General features: G+C 53.3%; 14 protein-coding genes. 5 read left to right on the top strand and 9 right to left on the bottom strand.

Annotation, left to right across the window (positions count from 1 at the left end; all coding sequences use genetic code 11):
• Positions 1–115: 115 nt before the first annotated feature.
• The 5 genes from ACGHAD_RS04370 to ACGHAD_RS04350 form a co-directional block, all read right to left on the bottom strand.
• Complete coding sequence (locus ACGHAD_RS04370) at positions 116–3364, bottom strand: TonB-dependent receptor (RefSeq protein ID WP_382413563.1); 3249 nt, start codon at positions 3362–3364, stop codon at positions 116–118.
• 436 nt (positions 3365–3800) lie between these two features.
• Positions 3801–5006 carry a CaiB/BaiF CoA transferase family protein gene (locus ACGHAD_RS04365; RefSeq protein ID WP_382413565.1) on the bottom strand — a complete coding sequence of 402 codons (1206 nt, stop codon included), beginning with the start codon at positions 5004–5006 and terminating at the stop codon, positions 3801–3803.
• Between the two features lie 63 nt (positions 5007–5069).
• The gene (locus tag ACGHAD_RS04360; RefSeq protein ID WP_382413567.1) at positions 5070–6044 is read right to left on the bottom strand and encodes an NAD(P)H-quinone oxidoreductase; all 975 of its coding nucleotides are present in this window, start codon (positions 6042–6044) and stop codon (positions 5070–5072) included.
• Positions 6045–6066: 22 nt separating this feature from the next.
• Complete coding sequence (gene pdxH, locus ACGHAD_RS04355; protein ID WP_382413569.1) at positions 6067–6729, bottom strand: pyridoxamine 5'-phosphate oxidase; 663 nt, start codon at positions 6727–6729, stop codon at positions 6067–6069.
• 144 nt (positions 6730–6873) lie between these two features.
• Positions 6874–8322, bottom strand: a complete 1449-nt coding sequence (locus ACGHAD_RS04350; RefSeq protein WP_382413571.1) for a catalase — start codon at positions 8320–8322, stop codon at positions 6874–6876.
• A 284-nt stretch (positions 8323–8606) separates the two neighbouring features.
• Between ACGHAD_RS04350 and mobA the strand changes: the two genes are divergently transcribed.
• The 4 genes from mobA to ACGHAD_RS04330 all read left to right on the top strand — a co-directional run bounded on the left by mobA (position 8607) and on the right by ACGHAD_RS04330 (position 12268).
• Entirely contained in the window at positions 8607–9230 is a 624-nt protein-coding gene (gene mobA / locus ACGHAD_RS04345) for a molybdenum cofactor guanylyltransferase MobA (RefSeq protein ID WP_339616545.1), read from the top strand.
• A 308-nt stretch (positions 9231–9538) separates the two neighbouring features.
• A complete protein-coding gene (locus tag ACGHAD_RS04340; protein ID WP_382413574.1) occupies positions 9539–11023 on the top strand; it encodes a SulP family inorganic anion transporter in 1485 nt (494 codons plus the stop codon).
• Positions 11024–11054: 31 nt separating this feature from the next.
• The gene (locus tag ACGHAD_RS04335) at positions 11055–11909 is read left to right on the top strand and encodes a universal stress protein (RefSeq protein ID WP_382413576.1); all 855 of its coding nucleotides are present in this window, start codon (positions 11055–11057) and stop codon (positions 11907–11909) included.
• Positions 11909–12268 carry a VanZ family protein gene (locus tag ACGHAD_RS04330; protein WP_382413578.1) on the top strand — a complete coding sequence of 120 codons (360 nt, stop codon included), beginning with the start codon at positions 11909–11911 and terminating at the stop codon, positions 12266–12268. The genes ACGHAD_RS04335 and ACGHAD_RS04330 overlap by 1 nt, the downstream gene beginning before the upstream one ends.
• 148 nt (positions 12269–12416) lie before the next feature.
• Here the strand turns inward: ACGHAD_RS04330 and ACGHAD_RS04325 are convergent, their stop codons facing one another.
• The 4 genes from ACGHAD_RS04325 to ACGHAD_RS04310 all read right to left on the bottom strand — a co-directional run bounded on the left by ACGHAD_RS04325 (position 12417) and on the right by ACGHAD_RS04310 (position 15698).
• Positions 12417–13196: a molybdopterin-binding protein gene (locus ACGHAD_RS04325; protein WP_382413580.1), complete on the bottom strand. Its 780-nt coding sequence runs from the start codon at positions 13194–13196 to the stop codon at positions 12417–12419.
• Positions 13189–13923, bottom strand: a complete 735-nt coding sequence (locus ACGHAD_RS04320; protein ID WP_382413582.1) for a cytochrome b/b6 domain-containing protein — start codon at positions 13921–13923, stop codon at positions 13189–13191. The genes ACGHAD_RS04325 and ACGHAD_RS04320 overlap by 8 nt, the downstream gene beginning before the upstream one ends.
• 168 nt (positions 13924–14091) lie before the next feature.
• The gene (locus ACGHAD_RS04315) at positions 14092–14904 is read right to left on the bottom strand and encodes an SDR family oxidoreductase (protein WP_339616539.1); all 813 of its coding nucleotides are present in this window, start codon (positions 14902–14904) and stop codon (positions 14092–14094) included.
• An 11-nt stretch (positions 14905–14915) separates the two neighbouring features.
• Entirely contained in the window at positions 14916–15698 is a 783-nt protein-coding gene (locus ACGHAD_RS04310) for an enoyl-CoA hydratase (protein WP_382413584.1), read from the bottom strand.
• Positions 15699–15873: 175 nt separating this feature from the next.
• Here ACGHAD_RS04310 and argS point away from each other — a divergent pair, with 175 nt between their 5' ends.
• Positions 15874–17607 (top strand): arginine--tRNA ligase, encoded by a 1734-nt coding sequence (gene argS / locus ACGHAD_RS04305; protein WP_382413919.1) that lies wholly within the window; start codon positions 15874–15876, stop codon positions 17605–17607.
• Positions 17608–17651 lie beyond the last annotated feature (44 nt).

Genomic DNA, 17651 nt, shown 5'->3' with positions numbered 1-17651 from the left:
CCAAAGACATACGCTACAAATACTCCATAATCGCATATAACGGATCAAAAAAAAACGCGCCGCATTACTGCGGCGCGCTCTTCAGGTTACCTTCGACTAATTTTACGTCAAACGATTAAAAGGTTGCCCGAAGGCTTAGCGAGTAAATACGATCAGTCATAAAGCTAAGCGCATCCGTTTTGTCGCCTTCTTGATTAAATTGGTACTCAGTTTGAGTTTCCGTACCTAGCAGGTTGCTACCTTCGATACCTATCTTCAAGTTATCGTTGATCGTGTAGTAAAGACTAGCATCCATCATTCCCTGATCTTTCACATAAGCAGGAACATAATCTTCAGACTCACGCAGGGTCAGCAAGTACTCCGAGCGCCATGTGTAAGCCAAGCGGAACGAGATATCCTCGTACTCATACATGCCCACAATGTTCATGTTTTCATCTGAATACCCAGGCAGTGGCAAGTCACTAAAAACTCGGAAAGTGTTCCGTTCATCTAACACTTGCTCACCGGCGGCATTAAAACGCGTGCTAGGTGGTGCCGCACTGGTAGGGTCTTCCAAACCATCTTGGTCAATGTAAGTGTAGTTAAACTGCAGACCTAAACCGCTCCAGGCACCCGGCAGCATGTCGTAAAACTGCGAGTAGGAGAACTCGACACCGCGGATGGTACCTGAGCCGGTATTGTCTGGCCCATAAGCCGATACCACATCAGTGCCACCATCGTGCTCAACATCTAAGTCAAACTGACGGTTACGAATAATGTTATCAAGCTCTTTGTGGAACAAACCAACCGTGAGCGAGCCCGCTGGAGCAAAGTACCATTCAGCGGTCAAATCGAGATTAATAGACTCCTCTGGCTCTAGGTATGGATTGCTGGCCGAGGCATTTAGAGAAACACTATCGATACCAATAACTGGGTTGGTAGCTTCATCTTGTGGCAAGCTTTCGTCTTGCAACTTAGAGTCTACATCTAGGCTGACAATTGCACGGTTACGGGTATCGAGTAAGTTAGGGAAGTACAACCCTTTAGAGGCCCCAAAACGCACAACAATATCTTCGGTAACCCCCAAGCTTAAGTTTAAACTTGGTAGCACAGTATCATAATCAGTGCCTTCAACAGTACTTAAGAAGGACTCTCCACTGGCCAGATCATAAACACTTTTGTACTCTTGCTCTAAAAACTCGGCCGTTTGTGCACTACCGCGGCTAGTCTCTGGCGGCAACACTAAGAAGCCCGTCGACTCTAATTGGTAACTAACGTAGCGCAACCCCACATTACCTTTAAGGGGCATCGCCATATTGTCAAACTCAAAGTCGCCACGTACGTAAAATTCGGTACGCTCTTCATTAGTGGTATTTACGTCGTGCTCACCAAATGGGCTACCGGCGGAAATACGACCTTCCATCTCAGAGTATGGAATAGCACAACCACCCGTACCATCTGCGGCATTACCCGCGGAGTCGCCCTCGGTCGACCATCCTTCGGCGCAACCCTGCCCCAAACTTTGCGGGTAGTTTTTTACTAAATCTAAACGTGGGAACAAGAATGTTTGCAAGTCACCCTGAATCACCTCGCCGCCATAGTAATCAGACATGTCCATCTCGTCGTACAACTCGGGGTGAGTCGCTGCAGCCGATTGTACGCGCTGCTCGGCAACCCAAGGTGTTGAGATGGGCGACCAGCCGGCGTATTCGGTATCACGCACTGTTAGGTCTTTGTCTGAGTAGTATGCCCCTGCCTTAACCGCCGTAAAAATACCATCAAACGCGTACTCGGCATCGATTTGGAAACTGTCAGCTTTGGCCGTGTTATGCTCTTCCTGCTGCATGCCCGAACCAAGATAGATATCTGGCTGGGTTTTCTCTTCATCAATAAAACCTTTAAAGTCAGCATCACTTAAAAACTCGATCGTCGGATGATCGCCGCGCAAGTCTAGGTAAGCGGGCAGCAAGTTGCCCACCTGATCGCCGCGAGTTTGCCCCGACATACTGTAGTTATGCACCAGCTTTTCAGAGTCGATGTGCTGGTAATCCAGCTCTACAGTTAAGCGGTCGTTAGGGGTTAGCTTTACGTTGAACGAGGTATCTTCAACGGTGTTTTCGTTGTAGTTGTAACGGGTAATATAGAGTAACGGTACCTCTGCGTTAACACCTAAGCCAACACCCGAGGTTAAAAAGCCATTATCATCAAACGTTCGCGGACGCCCTTCTTCTGACTCATCCACCCAATCGTGCGAGCTGGCCATAAAGCTTTTAAAGCCCTGCGCAGCTTGACCAATACGACGTTCGTTCCACTCAAGAGAAGCCTTGGAGTTAATATGTTCTAGGGTAACCTGAACAGTTTCATCTTTGTTGGCCCATTGCAACGAGGTGGTAAAACCTTGACGCTCGCGATCATTCTCGGCAGTACTAATATGATATTGAGAAGGTGTATACCAGGTTACCCCTTCTTCTTGACCAGAAATCGATGTGCCTTCATAGGGGGCGTCTTCAGCGGTGTATTGCTTGCCATCCGGAAAACCTAAATTGTCACAATTACGCCAATCGCTAGCGTCCGGAACACAAGGTTCAGAGTAACTTCCGGGGGTAATCCCCACCTGAGGAGTGCCCCACTCGTCATACACAACGGTCGAATCAACACCACGCGATTGGAAGTTACCCAAGCCAACACCGTCACCACGGGTTTTAAACTCCGAGTAAGAGCCAGCCAGCAAAAAACCAAAGCGGCCCACGTCGGTTTCCCAGCTGTCAGAGAACAATGCCGAGAACGATGGCGTGACCTCTTCACGGAAATCGCCGTAGTTTGCTTTGGCGTTTAATGAGATCAAACGCTCGTCCGAGTCAAACGGTTTGCGGGTAATTAAATTGACCGTACCGGCAATACCACCAGAGATTAAGTCTGCCGTCTGGTTTTTAACCACCTCGACAGCGCCCAGCAATTCCGCGGGGAAATCTTCGTAGTTTAAGCCACCATAAGGGTTAGCACTGAAGGCGTCGCGACCGTTCACCTCTGAGCGCACCCGATCCAAACCGCGCACCAACACACCAGTGCCTTCGTCAGCGTAGTGCTTAGGATCATCAGATGAGGCAAAACGCTCGATGGTGACACCGGGAACGCGCTGCAGCGCTTCGGTCACACTTTTATCGGGCAGTGCGCCAATGTCTGAGGCGGTAATAACATCTTTAACGGTATCGGCGTAACGCTTCATATCTTGCGCGTTCTCGATACTAACGCGCATACCGCGTACCACCACTTCCTCGACCAACTCTGGAGAGTCCGCACCTTGGTCTTGCGCCACTGCTGGCATCATCGCCCCAGTCGCCGCCGCACAGACTGCAATGCTTAATAGTTTTTTATGAAATTGCATAGCCACCTAACCCCTAGTGAAATAATTTTTTTGATAATAGAAGCGACCGGTTTCGTCGACCTAGCGCTTGCCTGAGCACATACCCACCCCAAACCGGGCTCGTATAAGCACTCAAGCGCGACTTCTATCGGTAAAGCGCGCCGAAAATGTTATTAACTATCATAATTTCAGCAAAACTCAGATACTAGTTTTACCCCGACATGGACAACGTTGTCAAGCCTTTGCGACAAGTGTCTCATTTAGGGTAATTATCACAAGATTAAGCTCACTAATGATTGACTTGTTTTTCAAGCAGTTATGGGAATTAAACGGACAATATCTTTATGCATCTCATCAGTTGCGCGACCCCTTCACTAAGGGCTGCGCGCGCAAATACAGGGCCATCACTTTTGCCCACGTTCAAGGCAGATGATAGTTGCTACCACAATAAGGTGGTTTAAATCACACCATCTTTACGCAATAGCGCCAGCGCCTCGGGGGTAACCCCCAATAAATCCTGTAAAATCGTCGCGGTATGACTGCCAACCTCGCCGCCCGGCCAGTCTGTACAACCGGGCGTGTCAGCCAACCGCGGCACCATAGCGGGAATATCCAGCGGCTTACCGTTTATATCGACCCGCTCAAACAAACCGCGAGACTTAAAATGCTCGTCACTAAACATATCCGCAACACTGTAAATTGGCCCCGATGGAACGCGCGCAGTGTCCAGCTCAGACAATATCTCATCGCTGTCTTTACCCGCGCACCAACTCGCGAGTACGCGATCAATCTCTTCTTCACGCTGCACCCGCCCGCTGTTATCGGCCATACGTGGGTCCGCTGCCATATCCGGGCGGCCGGCAGCGGTCATTAAACGCTGAAAAATAGAATCACCGTTGCCGCCAATCACCACGTATTTACCATCAAAACAACGGTAGGTATTGGTGGGCACAATACCCGTCACGGTGCTGCCCGAGGGCTCGCGCACGATCCCGGCACCGGAGTACTCGGGGATCACCGCCTCCATTAAATTAAACATGGATTCGTACAAGGCCACGTCGACTACCTGGCCCGCCCCGGCACTATGATTCGCCCGCCCGAGCAGCGCCAATACAATACCAAACGCTGCATGCAGCCCGGCAATAGAATCGCCGATACTTAAATTGGGCCTCACCGGCGCCTCCCCGGGGTGGCCATTCACGTACCGAAACCCGCTAATGCCCTCACAAACAGACGCAAAGCCGGGCCGTGACGCATAGGGGCCGGTTTGGCCATAGCCGGATATTCGTGTGTAAACCAAAGCAGGGTTCAGGGCTTTTATCTGCTCGGGCCCCAACCCCCACGATTCCATAACGCCGGGACGAAAGTTCTCGATGATCACGTCAGCATTGGTCATTAGCTCTGCGGCCAGCTCGCGGCCGCGCTCTGATTTTAAATCGAGGGTTATGCTTTTTTTGTTGCGGCCGATGCTGCGCCACCAAAACGAGGTGCCGTTTTCTACCGCGCGCCAACCGCGAATCGGATCACCCTTACCCGGCGGCTCGACTTTAATTACCTCGGCGCCAAAGTACGCCAGCAGGCAGCCCGCAAAGGGGCCGGCAATTAGCTGACCAAACTCAATAACCCGGATGCCCGCCAAAGGGCGAGCGTCAGATTGACTCATGCATGTTCCTTATTGCGTTTGTTATGGTATTGCCAATAGCGGCCCGCGCGGGTAAGTAAATCGTTACGGCGTCAGAACAATTTTACCCATATGACGGCTGGACTCCATTAGTTCGTGCGCGGCAGCCGCCTCGGCCAACGGAAACTCGGCGGCTATTAACGGCTTTATGCTACCGGCATTTAATAACGGCCAAACCCGCTGCTCAAGCTCGCGCGCCAGGGCCGCTTTGGCATCGCTTGAGCGCGCCCGTAAAGTGGACCCCGTCAGCGTCAGGCGCTTGAGCATAACCGACACAAAATCCAACTCGACTTTGCTACCAGACAAATAGGCGATATTAACAATGCGCCCATCGACCGCCGCAGCTTTAATATTGCGGGCAATATAATCGCCACCCACCATATCGAGAATCACATCGGCGCCGCCCTCGGCTTTTACCCGCGCGACAAAATCCTCGGTGCGATAATTAATGGCCAAATCGGCGCCCAGTTGTTGTGCCGCCTGGCATTTTTCATCGCTACCGGCAGTACACAGTACCCGCGCGCCGAATGCTTTGGCCAACATAATGGCCGTGGTGCCGATGCCACTGGTACCACCGTGCAGCAACAAAGTTTCACCGGCTTTTAATGCGCCGCGCTGAAACACATTGTACCAAACGGTAAAAAACGTCTCGGGCAACGCGGCCGCCTGCACCGGGCTAAAACCTTGGGGGATAGGCAGCACCTGCCCTGCGGGCGCCACACAGTATTCGGCGTAACCACCGCCATTTACCAGCGCACACACCTGATCACCAACCTGCCAACGGCTCACCTCAGCGCCGCACGCTACCACCGTGCCCGCAACTTCTAGCCCCGGTAAGGGCGAAGCGTCCTCAGGTGGCGGGTACAAGCCTTGACGCTGCATTACATCGGGGCGGTTTACCCCGGCCGCCGCCACGTTAATAAGCACCTCTTGGGCGCGTGGGCGCGGGCAGGCGACAGACTGCAACCGCAACTGCTGTTCGACAATAGCCTGCGCTTTAATAGAACTTGGTAAACTCATAGCATCCTTAATAGTGTGCTCACTAGGGCGCGAGTCGCTCAATGTGCCACTCACCCGCGTCCGTTAAGCGGTAACGAAAACTATCGTGCAAACGGTGCGCACCGCCTTGCCAAAACTCCACCTCGGTAGGCACAACACGATAACCTCCCCAATGGGGCGGCAGGGGTATAGGTTGATCCGCGTAACGCTCGTTTAACTCATTAAACTCCGCCATTAACGCATCGCGCGACTCAATCACCTCGCTCTGCTGCGAGGCTAATGCCGCCAACTGACTCTCTCGGGGACGGGAGGCAAAGTAGGCTTCGGCATCGGCCTGCCCTAACACCTCGACCCGCCCAGCCACTTTCACCTGTCGATCCAGAGGGTGCCAGGGGAACAATAGGCTGGCCAAGTGACTGTGCGCCAGCTCGCCACCTTTGCGGCTCGCACGATTGGTGTAAAACACAAAGCCGAGTTCCTCTAAACGCTTGAGCAGTACGATGCGCTGCGATGGCTGCCCACTTTCAGCAACCGTGGCGAGCACCATGGCTGTGGGGTCGCCTAAACCGGCCTCTACCGCCTCATCAAACCAATGCCGAAACTGTGCCAGCGGATCGCCGGCTAAATCGGTGCGACGCAAACCACCGCGAGTATACTCGCGGCGCATTTGCTCTAATTTTTGCTGCTGTTCAGAGTCTTGATTCATGACTGACGTACCCGATCTATCCGTTGTTGATGGAGCGGTATTATACGCGCCGAGCCTCGATAAAGTTTAACCGATGGTTTTGCCAAAAAAATACCCACATCTCTCAATGTGGGTATTTTCGCGGTGGCAATAACGTCAAACAGGCTAGGCGTTAATGGCGGCCTGCACTTGGGCGCCATAGTCGGCGTCGCAACGGCTAATCAAAGCCACCATCCGCTCTTGTACCGAGGCATCGGCCTGGCTTAAGCCGCCGGCAATATTACCCACCAGTTGCTGTTTTTGATCGTCACTCATCAAACGGTACAAATCACCCGCTTGCGTGTAGTGATCGTCGTCCGAGGTATCGTAGCGAGTGGCCGCCGCGCCCGACAAAGCCAGTGGCGGCTCAGATATGTAATTACTTACATCAGGCGCTCCTTCGGCCGCGCGATCGTTGGGGTAAAAGTTTGCCCCGGAGCCCTGCACGCTGCCGCTGTGATAAGGACAACCCGCCATTTGACCATCGCGCTGATAATTATTCACCGGGCAACGCGGACTATTAACCGGCAACTGATTATGATTTACACCCACCCGGTAGCGGTGCGCGTCTTGGTAGGCCAACAAGCGCGCCTGCAACATTTTATCCGGTGAAGCGCCAACCCCCGGCACCAAGTTACTCGGCGCAAACGCCGCTTGCTCAGTCTCGGCGAAATAGTTTTCGACGTTGCGGTTAAGCTCCAGCGTGCCGACCTCCTGCAACGGAAAATCCTTGTGGGGCCAGACCTTGGTCAAATCAAACGGGTTGATGTGATAACTCGCCGCTTGCTCGTCGGTCATAATTTGCAGCTTCACCGCCCAACTTGGGTAATCCCCTTTATCAATCGCCTCGACTAGATCTTGCTGCGCGCCAAACGCCGGCAACGTCATGGCTTCATCGTCGGTTAAGGTTTTAATCCCTTGGTTGGATTTAAAGTGCCACTTGACCCAAACCCGCTCGCCAGCCGCGTTCCAAAAACTCAGGGTGTGCGAGCTAAAGCCGTGCATATGACGGTAACTGGCGGGAATCCCCCGGTCGCTCATTAATATCGTCATTTGATGCAGCGCCTGAGGGTGATTGGCCCAAAACTCAAATATCGCCTGGGGGTCTGGCAAGTTGGTGCGCGGGTTTTTCTTTTGCGAGTGAATAAAGTCGGGAAACTTAATCGGGTCGCGCAAAAAGAATACCGGCGTGTTATTGCCCACCACATCAAAATTGCCCTGTTTGGTGTAAAACTTAACGGCAAAGCCGCGCGGGTCACGGGCATAATCGCTAGAGTCCTGACCACCCCCAACAGTAGAGAAGCGCAAAAACACCTCGGTCTGTTCACCGGCGGTCTGCAAAAAGTCGGCTATGGTGTGATCTTTTAAGCTTTCTTTTAACGTAAAAGTACCATAAGCGCCTGTACCGCGAGCGTGCACAACCCGCTCTGGGATGCGCTCGCGGTTAAAGTGCGCGAGTTTTTCAAAAAGGTAATGGTTGTCAAAAGTAAGCGGGCCGCGCTCGCCGGCGCTGATACTGTTATTGTCGTCGGTAACGGGCGCACCGGCAGAGGTGGTTAACGTGGTTTTAGTCATAGCTGCGTCTTCCTTACGAGGTTTAGTCTGTAACACGCTGAATCCGGTTAAAAGTTTAGACTCAACACTATGGCTCCACTATAAACAACCAAGAACACTAGCTAAAATTAATTAACTGAATCGATCAAATAGAATTAAGTTATCGCAAGACTGAACCAAAAGGCCAATAGCCGCTCTATAATTGAACAGTACTGGACGAAGTGTGGTTTCACAGGTACAAATGGCTTCCGCACGACGGCCAGCGCCCGTATAATTGGCGCTTATTTCTACAAAACTGAGGTGTCATGAGCCAGCCCCAAAAACCTGTAGGTGTTCTTCTCGCCGGCGGCCTAGCACGCCGTATGGGTGGTGGCGACAAATGCCTGCTGCCTCTGGGTGACAAAACGCTGCTGGCTCGCAGTGTCGAGCGTTCGCGCGACCAAGTAAGCCAACTGCTCTTAAGCGCCAACGGCAACGCTTTGCGCTTTGCACGCACCAAGCTGCCGGTGGTGCCCGATATATTTGCCGACAACCCCGGCCCCATGGCTGGTATCCACGCGGCCATGAGCTGGATGATAGAGCACGACAGCCGTAATGAATGGCTTGCCAGCTTTGCCTGCGATACGCCGTTCTTCCCCACCGACTTAGTGGCGCAACTCAGCGCGGCCCGCCTTGATGAATCGCAAGTAGTGGTGGCAAGTTCCGGCGGGCGAATGCAGCCAGTATTTGCCCTTTGGCACAAAAGTCTATTACCCGACTTGGCCGCCACGCTCGGCACTGGTGGCGATATCCCATGGTTGCAACACTGGATTGCCGAGCGCCCCCACGACGTTGTCGAATTCGCCTGCGAAGCCTGCGACCCTTTTTTAAACATCAACGCCCCTGCCGATTTGTATCACGCACAAGACCTACTTAGTAAAATCGGCTAGCGGCTTGTTCAGCGACAAGCCCGGCGCTTTTTGCTATACTGCGGCGCTTTATTGAGCAACCTCTTTTTTTGAGCAACCAAAGAAACGGCGCCCTATAGATAATGGCTAACTTGCTAAGACAAACTGCGACAATCACTCCACCATAGGCATATGCCCACCTAGCCGGCCAATCAACGAGTTAAGCATTAACCGTCTGATGCGGCGTTATTGACACCCTTTGATCACCTGATTTTCATACGCAACACTCTACGCTGTGCGGCAAGCGTGTCTGAACGCTGCCTAGCACTGACTGACTGGATACCTACAACATGATGAACCATCTGCGCCAACACTGGCTTGGCAATATTCGCGGCGACGTACTCTCGGGCACGGTTGTGGCGCTCGCGCTAATCCCCGAGGCGATCGCCTTTTCTATTATTGCCGGCGTCGATCCTAAAGTCGGCCTCTACGCCTCTTTTTGTATCGCCTTTGTCACCGCTTTTACCGGTGGCCGCCCGGCAATGATCAGCGCCGCGACGGGCGCCATGGCACTGCTGATGGTTACCTTGGTTAAAGACCACGGCTTACAGTATTTATTGGCCGCCTCGGTATTGTGTGGGGTGTTTCAGATTTTTGCCGGGGTCTTTAAGCTCGGCGGGCTGATGCGCTTTGTCTCCCGCTCGGTGGTAACGGGCTTTGTTAATGCCTTGGCGATTTTAATTTTTCTTGCGCAGCTACCCGAAATCACCGGCAACAATGCCACGCTGTCAGTATTTGCGTTATTAGCGGCAGGCCTCGGTATTATTTATTTGTTTCCCTATATTACCCGCGCGGTGCCCTCGCCGCTGGTGTGCATTGTCAGCCTAACCGTCGTCGCCATTTATTTTGGCATTGATGTTCGCACCGTAGGCGACATGGGCGAGCTACCCGACAGCCTGCCGGTATTTTTACTGCCCGATATTCCGCTTAACTTTGAAACACTGCAAATCATTTTCCCTTACGCCATCACCATGGCCGTAGTGGGCCTGTTAGAGTCGATGATGACCGCCACCATCGTCGACGATTTAACCGACACCGAGAGCAATAAAAACCGCGAATGTGTCGGCCAAGGTACCGCCAACATAGCCTCGGGCTTTCTAGGCGGCATGGCCGGTTGCGCCATGATCGGGCAATCAGTGATCAACGTTAAGTCCGGCGGTCGCACCCGTTTATCCACCTTAATTGCCGGCGTGTTTTTGCTCATTTTAGTCGTCTTTTTAGGCGATTGGGTGGCGCGTATCCCCATGGCCGCCCTGGTGGCGGTGATGATTATGGTGTCTATTGGTACCTTTAGCTGGTCGTCCGTCGCGGCGCTGCGCACCAATCCCAAAAGCTCGTCTATAGTGATGGTCAGCACGGTGGCCGTCGTGGTCGCCACCCATAACCTGGCGCTGGGCGTATTACTGGGGGTACTACTTAGCGCCCTGTTTTTTGCCCGCAAGGTGGGCGATATTCTTTATATTGGCAGCACGGTCGACGACGCCGGCGAGCACCGCACCTACCAAGTAATTGGGCAAGTGTTCTTCACCTCGGCCGAGCAGTTTATCGCCGGCTTCGACTTCAAAGAAGCCGTGGATAAAGTTACCATCGACTTACACCGTGCTCACTTTTGGGACATTACCGCCATTAGCTCTCTCGACAAAGTCGTGCTCAAGTTTCGCCGCGACGGAACAGAGGTTGAGCTGATCGGTCTGAATGAAGCCAGCGCCACCTTAGTAGACCGTTTTGCCGTACACGATAAGCCCGAGGCAATCGACCAGTTAATGGGTCATTGACCGTCCGCTAGCGACGAAAAAGGATACACGTATGAACAATAAAGTGATCGCCTGCATCGACGATTCCCAATACGCTCAGGCCGTATGCGACTACGCCGCTTGGTCAGCAACGCAAATGGATGCGCCACTGAGCTTGCTCCATGTACTGGACGACATTCCCCGCAGTGCTGCGGGTAATTTAAGCGGCACTATCGGGCTCGGCTCGCAAGAGGCACTGCTCGAAGAGCTTGCCAGCCTCGATGAAAAACGCAGCAAGATCGCCATGGAGCAGGGTAAGGTTATGCTGCACGCGGCGCGCGAGCGGGTTGCCAGCAATGGCATTGCCGAAGCCGAATCGCGCCAGCGCCATGGCGAGCTGCTAGACGCTCTCAAAGACCTCGAAGATGAAACCCGCATGCTGGTGGTAGGTAAACGCGGCGCCGATACCGCCAGCGCCCACGGCCACATTGGCAGCCACCTAGAGGGCATTATTCGCACCATGCACTGTCCGGTGCTTATTGCCCAGCAAAGCTTTAGCGCACCCAAACGCGTGATGATTGCCTTTGATGGCAGCGCCACCGCCTTTAAGGGCGTTGAGATGGTCGCCGCCAGCCCGCTGTTTAAAGGCATACCCTGTCACTTAGTGATGGCCGCCGCCGATACCGCCGACAACCGCGCGCCGCTTGATAAAGCCAAGGCGATTCTAAACGCCGCCGGCTTTGATACCACCGCCACCCTGGTAACGGGCGACCCCGAGAAAGCCTTGTCTGACTATCAAGCGCAAGAGAACATCGACCTGCTGATTATGGGCGCCTACGGTCACTCGCGTATTCGTCACTTTATTGTCGGCTCCACCACCACCGCGATGATCTGCCGCACACGGGTATCACTACTGGTACTGCGCTAATGAATGCCCTCCACTCAGCGTGGCGCACACTCTGCGTCACGCAGTTTTTTGTCATGCTGGTCATCTACATCGGCTTCGGGGTTGCCAAAAACCCGGGCGCCGTAGTGGGCGACTTTAACGACTTACTCATGCACTTTAGTGGCTACGTAATCGCGGGAATTTCCATCGGTTTTGCCTTCGGCCAGCGTTCGGTGATATGGCGCTTCGCGGTACTGTTTTTATTCTCCACCGGCATCGAGTGTATTCAATACACCCTACCTTGGCGCAGCTTCGATATGCGCGATATTGCCGCCAATACGGCGGGGATTTTGTTGGGGTTGTTGCTTTGGTGGTTGGGGAGATTGGCTGTTAAACGCTAACCAAACCTCTAAGAGCCAGCTGCATGCTCATTTCGGCGTCTTGATTACTCTAGATTAAGTCGTTATTACTGTTCAAAAATCAAAGGTCGAGTAAGACGAAAGCTACACTCTAGTAGATCGTATATCCTCATCACCCGCCCTATAAGCATCAAATCCCCGCATACCACGCATAACCACGGTCCTCCCAAAAGCCGCCGTTGCCACTGCCTATGTCGGCAAAACTCTCGACCAATTCAATCGCCATAACGTATTTGGCCATTTTGTAACCCAGTTGCCGCTCTACACGCAAACGCAGCGGAGCGCCATTGTCAACGGGCAAGGGTTCGCCGTTAAGTTCGTAGGCCAGCAGGGTTTGTGGATGCAGCGCGTCTTCCATATCGATGCTTTCGTAGTACGGATCTTGGCTTGAGCCCCAGCGGTCGGCGCAGTGAAAAACCACATAGCGCACTTGCGGCTGCGGTTGTACTTGAGCGAGCAATGCACTCAACTGAGCCCCCGTCCATTGGCCAATTGTACTCCAGCCCTCTACGCAATCGTGCCGGGTAATTTGGGTGCGCGACGGCAAGGCTTTAATATCCGTTAAGCTCAAGTTCATGGGGTTTTGTACCTGTCCCCCGACTTGTAACAGGTAGCTGGAGAAATTATCGGCAAGCAACCGTCGGTAAGCGGGAGTGTCTGGGTTGGTATTACCGTTGGCCCGAAATTGCGGCGAAATGGCCTCCGGAGGAAATTCGCGAGCCATACTCTGACGAGATGTAAGCGCATGTTGCGCCCTACTGCTGAGCGTTTCGGCGCTGCCCAGCACCCCTTTAAACCAACTGGAGCGCGACAGCCGATCACAGCCACTTAATACTGAGACGCTGCCTATGGCCAGTAGGCTTTTAAGTGCCGTACGGCGAGTTTTTTGATCTTTTTTAAAATCACTCATGACGCGCCTCTGGTTTTGTTTGCTCTGTGCCATTTGCATGATAACGGTAGCGGCCGGTAATCATAGAGCGCAGGTTATTCCATAAACCGGTTATGGCAACTTCAAATAAATGCACCACCACAAACAACACCAAGCCGCCCGCCGCTAAAAAATGCAAACTGCGTGCGCTTTGCCGGCCACCCAAAAGCTCTAGTACACCATGCATAACCGTATTCATACGCGGCGACATGCACAAGCCGGTCACCACCATCAGCCCGCCGAGACCAAAAATCACAATCAAGTACGCCAGCTTTTGCAAAATATTATAACGCTTGGCGGCCTCGCCCTTGGGGTGACGCAATTTAATATGGTCGATTACCGAGCGGCCAAAGCCGCGCCAATCGGCACGCGTGGGAGTCAGGTCACGCAAATGACCCGTGCAGGCAGACCAGATAAGGTATAAGGCTGCGTTAAACACCAACGCCCAAGCAAAAAAGAAATGCCACTGCCGACCGGTCGCCAGCGATTGCCAGCTAGGTATAGTAAGCCAACCGGGAAACCTACCTAGGGCGAGCCAAGGCGAATCAAAATCGGACGCTGAGCCCCAATAGAGCGCGGGGTGAGCATTAAAGATTTGCATTCCACTCATCAATAAAATAAGCAGACACAAAGCGTTAACCCAATGGGTGATACGCACCGGCAAACGGTGACGGTAAAAACTATACGTTGTGGCATGGGTGCGGGACATAGGCAGTCAATCCATAGTCGTTTCTTATTGTGTCCTTAGGGGACAGCACTGGCCAGCTGAAAATAATTCCAGCACGTGTTGTCCGGTCCATTGTAAGACGAGCGTTATAAGACCAACAAAACCGAGTGAACAGAGCCGACCACTCGGTTTTGTTTTGTCACCCGCGCACTATTTGTCCTCTAGCATTTTACCCAGCGCGGTACCGATGGAGGCCGCCCCTCCTAACTGCCAGCCGCCATCCACCGGAATCACCGCGCCGGTAATAAACCCGGCTAACTCGGAGCTTAAAAACAAGCAGGCATCGGCGATATCCCGCGGGCGGCCCATGCGTTTAAGCGGTACAGTTTGCAAAATTTTATCGCGCATCTGCTCGCCTGGGGCCAAACGGTCCATACCCTCGGTGCCTTCGATGGGGCCGGGAATAATGGAGTTAACCCGCACGCCCTCACCACCCCACTCGATGCTTAACGTTCGGGTAATCATATCGACACCGGCTTTGGCCGCACACACGTGAATTTGGCCAGCCATCGCGAGCTGCGCTTGCGGCGCCGAGATATTAACAATAGACGCACCCGGCTTGCGCAAATACGGATACACCGCGCTCATCACGTGCCAGGTGCCTTTAAGGTCGATATCCACCACCGCGCCAAAGCCATTATCAGACAACTGCCGCGCCAATGCGGGAAAGTTACCGGCAGCGCCCGAGACCACAACGTCGAGCGCACCCCAACGTGCATTGAGCTGACCCACCGCTTCCCGCACCGCCTCGCCATCGCGAACATCAGCGCTGTAGCCACAGGCGTCTTGGGCACCTTGCTCTTTAAGTGCTTTTACGGTCTCATCGATTTTGTCTTGCGAGCGGCTAATCACACACACGCTGGCACCACAGCTGGCGTAGCGCTCGGCAATGCCACGGCAAATGCCGCTGGTGCCGCCGACGACTAATACGGTTTTTCCTGCACAATCTATGGTTACAGACACAGTCTTACTCCTTATTTATTGCCGGGGGTCTTATTACCCGACATTATTTTTTGTACCGCCGCACGGCATTCGTCGCCATTTAAGCACTTGGCAAACTCAACCAACTCGGCCTCAATAACTGCCTCTAAGTCGATTTGATCGCCCGCGCGCAGTAAGTGTTTGGTCACAGCCAGCGCCTGTGGTGGACGGTTAACCAATTCGCGGCACACCCAGTCGACTTCACCTTCAAGACGCTCATCGCTGTACACCTCATTAATTAAGCCAAACCGGTGGGCATCCGGCGCAAGTATCGGCTCGCCCAGCATAAGCATCTCACGCGCTCGCGCCACGCCTACCCGCTCGGCCAGCAAGGCGCTTGCGCCAAACTCGGGGCACAGGCCCAATTTGACAAAGGGCAACTGAAAAAACGCATCTTCACAGGCGTAAACTAAATCGCAGTGCAACAATAAGGTGGTGCCAATACCAACGGCGGCTCCATTTACCTCGGCCACCAGTGGTTTATGCAGCCCCATAACTGCCCGCATAAACTGACGCGCAGGATGATCTTGGGTTAATTCGGGAGCCGACATAAAATCAGCCAGATCATTGCCCGCGGTAAAGCTATCGCCACTGCCGGTAATACGCACCACCCGCACCTCGTCGGCGGTTTGAGCCCACGCGAGCGCATCGGCTAAAGATTGATACATCGCCAGCGACAGGGCGTTTTTCTGGGCGGGGCGGTTAATTTGGATTTTAAGCACCGAGCGGACACACTCGGCGTGTACTTCCTGACACAGCTGCAACGGCAGATTCACTCTCACCTCCAAAGTTTGGGTACCTCACACAATACCCATTGAGTGTAGACCTTCTGTCGCCGGGCCGAAACCTGAGAATGTCACAGTTTTAGCGGCGCAGACCGGATTTGCGCAGATGACACCCTCGCGCCTGACCGGTACAATTGCGCCTCACACAATGACAGACCTAGGCACTATGAACATCCGCGAACAGCTTACCGCCCGAATCCAAACCGCCATGACCCTGGCCGGTATCCCTATTGAATGTCGTCCCATGGTGGCTGCGGCCAAAAAAGCCGGTTTTGGCGATTACCAAGCCAACGGCGCCATGGGCGCCGCCAAAAAGATGGGCACCAACCCACGGGAGCTCGCCGCTAAGATTGTCGAGTTAGTTGAACTGGACGATATCGCCGATAAGCTGGAAATCGCCGGGCCCGGCTTTATCAATATTCATTTAAAGCCCGAGTGGTTAGCCGAGTGTGTCGCCGATGCGGAGCAAGACGATGCGCTTGCCATTAACCCCGCCGCCGAGCCCAAAACCATTGTCATAGACTACTCATCCCCTAACCTCGCCAAAGAGATGCACGTGGGCCATTTGCGCTCGAGTATTATTGGCGATGCGCTAGTGCGTATACTCAGCCGTTTGGGCCACAAAGTCATTCGGCAAAATCACGTGGGCGACTGGGGCACCCAATTTGGCATGCTGATCGCCGAGCTGGAAGAAACCCTGCAAACCGATGCCAGCGCCGCAATGGCCCTAAAAGATTTAGAGGTTTTTTACCAGCAATCAAAGGCGCACTTTGACGCCGACCAAGCCTTTGCTGACAAAGCCCGCGAGTACGTGGTTAAGCTGCAATCGGGCGACGCCAATGTGTTAAAACTGTGGGAGCAATTTAAGCAGGTCTCGCTAGAGCACAGCACCGATATTTACCGCAAGCTTAATGTCACTCTAACCGAGCAAGACGTGTGCGGCGAGAGCTTTTACAACGAAGACTTAGCGCCGCTGCTGCAAGAGTTAAAAGATCAGCAGCTGGCCGTAGAAGATCAAGGTGCGCAAGTTGTATTTTTGGATGAGCTGGCCGACAAAGAAGGCAACCCATCGCCCGTCATTATTCAAAAGCAAGGTGGCGGCTTTTTGTATGCCACCACCGACTTGGCGGCCATTCGCTACCGTGCGGGTCAACTGGGTGCCGACCGCATTTTATACTTTATCGATGCGCGCCAATCACTGCACATGCAACAAGTGTTTACCCTCGCTCGCAAAGCCGGCTTTGTCGACAGCGACGTGAGCTTAGAGCACCACGCGTTTGGCACTATGATGGGCGCCGATGGCAAGCCCTTTAAAACTCGCTCGGGCGGTACCGTTAAATTATCAGCATTGCTTGACGAAGCGGTAGAGCGCGCCGCGGCGGTCATTACCGAGAAAAACCCCGAACTTGAAGGCGCAAACGAGATTGCCCGCAAAGTGGGTATTGGTGCGGTTAAATACGCTGACTTATCGAAAACCCGCACCAACGATTACGTGTTTAACTGGGACACCATGCTCAGCTTTGAAGGCAACACAGGCCCCTATTTGCAATACGCGTACACGCGGATTCAGAGTATTTTTCGCAAGGCCGGCATTAACCCAGACGAGTTAACCGGCGATATTATTCTGGGCACCGAGCAAGAAAAAGCCTTGGCTATTAAGTTACTACAGCTGGGTGAGGTACTGGAGCAAGTGGCCGGCGACGCCCTGCCGCATTTGTTATGCACTTACCTGTACGATGTGGCCAGCTTGTACATGCGTTTTTACGAAGCTTGCCCAATATTAAAATCGGATGTACCGGCCGAGCTTAAAGCCAGTCGCTTGCGCTTGTGCCACGCAACATCGCGTACACTGGCAACAGGTTTAGATATGCTGGGCATTGAAGTCAGCGAGCGCATGTAAAACGGCGCTTACTGACATAAAAAAGCCCGGGCATTAATAGCCGG

Origin of the sequence: Gilvimarinus japonicus (genome assembly GCF_042847215.1) — a bacterium.
Lineage (GTDB): Bacteria > Pseudomonadota > Gammaproteobacteria > Pseudomonadales > Cellvibrionaceae > Gilvimarinus > Gilvimarinus japonicus.
Note: the sequence above shows the minus strand (reverse complement) of the source record. Positions and strands in the feature narration are given on the sequence as shown.

Excerpts from the sequence above, each read along its gene's own strand:
- ACGHAD_RS04340 (WP_382413574.1), top strand. The coding sequence starts at position 9,539 with ATGATGAACCATCTGCGCCAACACTGGCTTGGCAATATTCGCGGCGAC.
- pdxH (WP_382413569.1), bottom strand. The coding sequence starts at position 6,729 with ATGAATCAAGACTCTGAACAGCAGCAAAAATTAGAGCAAATGCGCCGC.
- ACGHAD_RS04320 (WP_382413582.1), bottom strand. The coding sequence starts at position 13,923 with ATGTCCCGCACCCATGCCACAACGTATAGTTTTTACCGTCACCGTTTG.
- ACGHAD_RS04325 (WP_382413580.1), bottom strand. The coding sequence starts at position 13,196 with ATGAGTGATTTTAAAAAAGATCAAAAAACTCGCCGTACGGCACTTAAA.
- ACGHAD_RS04330 (WP_382413578.1), top strand. The coding sequence starts at position 11,909 with ATGAATGCCCTCCACTCAGCGTGGCGCACACTCTGCGTCACGCAGTTT.
- ACGHAD_RS04335 (WP_382413576.1), top strand. The coding sequence starts at position 11,055 with ATGAACAATAAAGTGATCGCCTGCATCGACGATTCCCAATACGCTCAG.
- ACGHAD_RS04370 (WP_382413563.1), bottom strand. The coding sequence starts at position 3,364 with ATGCAATTTCATAAAAAACTATTAAGCATTGCAGTCTGTGCGGCGGCG.
- mobA (WP_339616545.1), top strand. The coding sequence starts at position 8,607 with ATGAGCCAGCCCCAAAAACCTGTAGGTGTTCTTCTCGCCGGCGGCCTA.
- ACGHAD_RS04350 (WP_382413571.1), bottom strand. The coding sequence starts at position 8,322 with ATGACTAAAACCACGTTAACCACCTCTGCCGGTGCGCCCGTTACCGAC.
- ACGHAD_RS04360 (WP_382413567.1), bottom strand. The coding sequence starts at position 6,044 with ATGAGTTTACCAAGTTCTATTAAAGCGCAGGCTATTGTCGAACAGCAG.
- ACGHAD_RS04365 (WP_382413565.1), bottom strand. The coding sequence starts at position 5,006 with ATGAGTCAATCTGACGCTCGCCCTTTGGCGGGCATCCGGGTTATTGAG.
- argS (WP_382413919.1), top strand. The coding sequence starts at position 15,874 with ATGAACATCCGCGAACAGCTTACCGCCCGAATCCAAACCGCCATGACC.